The organism is Arthrobacter sp., from assembly GCF_031179385.1.
Taxonomy (GTDB): domain Bacteria; phylum Actinomycetota; class Actinomycetes; order Actinomycetales; family Micrococcaceae; genus Arthrobacter_D.
Genome location: NZ_JAPSHV010000178.1, coordinates 1 through 3,990 on the forward strand (window position 1 = coordinate 1; position 3,990 = coordinate 3,990).

A 3,990-nucleotide genomic window follows, 5' to 3' on the forward strand; every position below is an offset into this window, starting at 1 on the left:
CGGCCGACAATCTCGTACCGCGGGTTATGAATAGTGCGTATTCCATCGACCATGCTGACCATCCCCTCGAAAGCCAGGTTGATACCTGGGTCGATCCCGGGAACCCTGCGCTGGCCGTTCCAGATGAGCCGGACCCTTCGATCCCGGTCGGAACCTCGTGGACCGGCGGTGGAATCACCGGGATCCAGGGCAACCGTCGCTGAAAACTCGGGCGGAGCACTCCGGGGCAGAATAGTCACACGCTCCACGAAGCCCCTCCCGGCAACGCGTCCGCGGTTGGGGAAACCGGTCCCCCTCCCCTGCTCCCGGTGGGCTGTAGAGCCATGATCAGCCAATGTGGGTGATCTCGGGGCCCCGCCGCAGCGGATCGTCGGGCGCCGTCTTCGGCCGTTCAGGCTGCTGCTTCGGCGCACCCGCGTCCTTCGGCAGCCTGAGCTGCAGAAGTTCCCGTGGAGGCAGCGGATGGTCCCCACGGACCACAACCACATTGCGGAAGAGCTGCTCCATTGGCTCTGCCAGCGCGGGATCCATGGCGGCCGGCCCCCCGAAGACGCCGCGGAGGAACCAGCGCGGGCCGTCAACGCCGACGAACCTCGCCACCCGGAACCCAGCGCGGCCATCCGGCGTCTGCGCGGGGAGTTTCGCAATCAGTTCTGTGCCGAACTCGCCCTCACGCTCCTCGACGGTTCCACCCTGCGATCCGACGGATGCAGCGATCTGCCCGCGGATCTCGTCCCAGAGCCCTTCCGACCGTGGAGCGGCGAAGGCCTGAAGCTGCAGATTCGAGCCCTTGATATCCAGGGTGACTGCGATAACCCGCTTTGTCCGTTCCTCGACCTCGAGGCGGAGCTGCAGGTTCTCGGCAGCGGCAATCCGCAGGGCTCCAAGATCGATATAACCCGAGCTCGTGTCCTTTTCAGCATCGTCGAAAGGACCGGTCGCAGCACGACCGGTGGCCAGCGCAACTTCCTCCCGTGCGCTGGACGGCTCGAGTTCCTCGCCGGCTTCGGTGGTCTCGCCGGATTCAGCCGCAGTCGTTGATGCAGTGCTACGGTTTTCGTTCTTCTTGCGGCGCCCGAAAATCATGATCGGGATCCTCCTTCAGTGGTCATCGGCAGCCCTGTCGCTGCCAGTCGTTGCGTCAGCGCGGGGCGCCTGTGGTCGGAGTGAATCCCCCGGTCGAACCGAAGCCGCCCTCCCCGCGAACGGAGTCCGGCAGCTCGTCCACCGCCACGAATGCCGCCTGCTCCACCTTCTGGATAACCAGTTGGGCAATGCGGTCGCCCCGGCGGAAGGACAGGGCAGCGGAGGAGTCCGTATTCAACAGCGTCACGGCCACCTCACCCCGATATCCGGAATCGATGGTCCCCGGGGCGTTCACGACGGTGATCCCGTGCTTGGCTGCGAGGCCGGAACGGGGATGGACGAATGCGGCGTAGCCGTCAGGCAATGCCAGCGCAACGCCGGTCGGGATGAGGGCACGCTCTCCGGGCTGAAGTTCGAAGTCGACGCGGGTGCGAAGGTCGGCACCGGCGTCGCCCGGGTGCGCATAGGCAGGGGGTTCGAGTCCGTCGTCGAGCATTTTGATCTGCACGGACAATGCTTCAGCGGTATCAAGCACGTCTTCTCCTGCACGGGTCTTTTTGATGGCGGCGCAGTATGCGCTGCGCATCGGCGATGCGCCGGAAGTGCACGGCGCACCGGAGCACTTTGCTCCATTTACTGTAGCGCTTCCACCCGACCGCCCACTCCTCGGCGTCAGGATGAAAAGCGCCCCGAAAGGTGCTTAGCTAGCTGATATGCCTACAGGATCTGCCGGTGAATCGGTTCTTTATGAAGAGAAGTTGTGGCCGGCGCCGTGGATCTGGATCGTGGTGGCGGGTGCGGCTCTTGCCTCAGTGTTCACCTTCATACCGATCAGCGTTGAGGCAGGCATCATAGCCGCCGTCGTGGTCGCGGCCATTCTGACCACCCTGCTGGTCCTCTCAACTCCGAGTATCAGGGTGACGTCCACCGAGCTGCAGGTGGGCAAAGCGCAGATCGAGCGGAAGTACCTGGGGCGCGTCGAGGCTTTCACCGGAGCCGACGCGACCGCCCAGCGCGGACCAAGGCTCCATGGGAAGGCCTATCTCTGCATTCGAGGCTGGATCTCGCCCGTCGTCAAGATCGTGATCGAGGATGCCGAGGACCCCACGCCCTACTGGTTAACGTCAACGAGGCGGCCCGAGCAGCTCATCGCTGCCCTGACCGCCCCGTCACAAAGAGCCTAGGCGGGACTTCTCCGCCTTCGTTCGTCGGCCTCACTTACTGGGTTCCACGTCGCTGGGCCCCGAATCAGCCTTCGCAATCCTTGCAGTAGGCCATACCGTTCTTTTCCTTTGCGATCTGCGAGCGGTGGCGCACCAGGAAGCAGGAAGCGCAGGTGAATTCGTCGGCCTGCGCGGGAAGCACCCGCACCAGCAGTTCTTCGCCGGAGAGGTCGGCGCCCGGAAGTTCGAACCCTTCCGCAGCATCAGCCTCGTCCTCGTCGACAACCGCGGACTGCTTGTCCGTGCGACGCGTCTTCAGCTCCTCAATGGAGTCTTCGCTGAGTTCGTCGTCGGTCTTCCGCGGCGCATCGTAGTCAGTCGCCATAGTTAGTTGTTCACGCTCCGGAGGATGTGGGTGGTGTATCGGTGGACTGTTTGTGGACTGTGGGAGCCACGGTCGAATCGCTACACAGGAACGGTGCGTAATAAGCGCAAGGCTCCTGTCCGTGTCACAACGCTGAAGGGGATCATTTTGTGCCCGTTCCGCAGAGATTGTTGCTGATCGACTTCAATAAAGCGAATCCATGCATAAGTTCCGCGCCACACCAGGGATGAAGTAGGAACGGGACCCTTTGAATGGCAGAGTTTCACCGAAAGTAACGTATGTCGGCTGGAGGGTTTTTCATGCAGGAGCTACGGCTGGTAGGCGTGGATGAGGGCGGAGGTCATCTGCTGCTGAGCGGTGAAGGTGGGACTTCGTTCCGCCTCCCTATCAACGAGGCGCTGCGGATGGCGAGCTCAAGGCCGTCCACGCGTCCGATGCGCCAGGAAACGCCGGTGAGCCCGGACAAGCGTCCGCCGTTGAGCCCCCGGGACATTCAGGCGCGCATCCGGGGTGGTGCGACTGCCCAGGAGATCGTTGACGAAACGGGCGTGGAGTTGCAGCATGTCCTGCGCTACGAGGGTCCGGTACGGGCGGAACGCGACTACATGGCCCAGCTGGCGCAGCGCGTCGAGGTGGCATCCCCGCTGCCCTCCAACGACGGCTACAGGTCCGCGTTCGGGGACAACCCGGCTCAGCTCGACGACATGGTCCGGTACCGGTTGCAGGCCTTTGGAGTGGACCCCGAGACCGCCGAATGGGATGCGTGGCGCAAGCCGGACGGTCTCTGGACCGTCGTCGTCCGGTTTGAACTTCCCACCGGTTCCGCAGCCTCGGTCGGAGAGGAACCGCCCGCCCAGTGGACCTTCAACCCGTCGCGCCGGACAGTGCTGAACGCCAACCGCTGGGCGCAGGTCCTGAGCGAGCTTGAGCCGCTGGACGGGCCGCTCCCCTCACGGAGGCTCAGCGCGGTAGCCGACCGCGTTTTCGACTTCGAAACCGATGCTGCCGTCGAGGAACCAGAGGAATCCGATTCCGATGAGCTGCTCGAAGTGCTTCGCTCACGTCGCGGCCAGCGCCTCGGTGCCGATGAAGACGGCGACGATGCCCTCGCGCTCATGCTCGCAAAGGGACATGTTCCTGCCGCGCATCCCCGCCCCGGCCACGAGGACGCAGACATCAGCGAGGAGCACGGCGTCGCGGCTGAATCCCGGTCCTTCCCCGGGCTGAGCCTTGCTCCGTCCATCTTCGAGGGACAGAACCGGGAAGACACGTACGACGACGGCACGCCGCGTCTGTTCGAAGGCATCAGCACCGATACACGTGAGATCAGCGTTATCGCGAGGCCGCAACCGATCG

At 64.0% G+C, this 3,990-nt stretch carries 5 protein-coding genes and 1 pseudogene; 2 read left to right on the forward strand and 4 right to left on the reverse strand.

Annotated elements, in window-relative coordinates:
- The 3 genes and pseudogenes from RIF85_RS14950 to dut form a co-directional block, all read right to left on the reverse strand.
- Positions 1–239 (reverse strand): annotated as a pseudogene (locus tag RIF85_RS14950) (hypothetical protein); the annotation flags it as partial.
- 88 nt (positions 240–327) lie between these two features.
- The gene (locus RIF85_RS14955; RefSeq protein ID WP_309072695.1) at positions 328–1,086 is read right to left on the reverse strand and encodes a DUF3710 domain-containing protein; all 759 of its coding nucleotides are present in this window, start codon (positions 1,084–1,086) and stop codon (positions 328–330) included.
- A gap of 55 nt (positions 1,087–1,141) precedes the next feature.
- Positions 1,142–1,621 (reverse strand): dUTP diphosphatase, encoded by a 480-nt coding sequence (gene dut / locus RIF85_RS14960; RefSeq protein ID WP_309072696.1) that lies wholly within the window; start codon positions 1,619–1,621, stop codon positions 1,142–1,144.
- A gap of 178 nt (positions 1,622–1,799) precedes the next feature.
- Between dut and RIF85_RS14965 the strand changes: the two genes are divergently transcribed.
- Positions 1,800–2,270, forward strand: coding sequence for a DUF3093 domain-containing protein (locus RIF85_RS14965; protein WP_309072697.1), 471 nt, complete (start codon positions 1,800–1,802; stop codon positions 2,268–2,270).
- A gap of 64 nt (positions 2,271–2,334) precedes the next feature.
- Here the strand turns inward: RIF85_RS14965 and RIF85_RS14970 are convergent, their stop codons facing one another.
- The gene (locus RIF85_RS14970) at positions 2,335–2,634 is read right to left on the reverse strand and encodes a DUF4193 domain-containing protein (protein ID WP_309072698.1); all 300 of its coding nucleotides are present in this window, start codon (positions 2,632–2,634) and stop codon (positions 2,335–2,337) included.
- A 299-nt stretch (positions 2,635–2,933) separates the two neighbouring features.
- Between RIF85_RS14970 and sepH the strand changes: the two genes are divergently transcribed.
- Positions 2,934–3,990, forward strand: a 1,057-nt coding sequence (gene sepH / locus RIF85_RS14975) for a septation protein SepH (RefSeq protein ID WP_309072699.1), incomplete at its 3' end; no start/stop codon positions are given.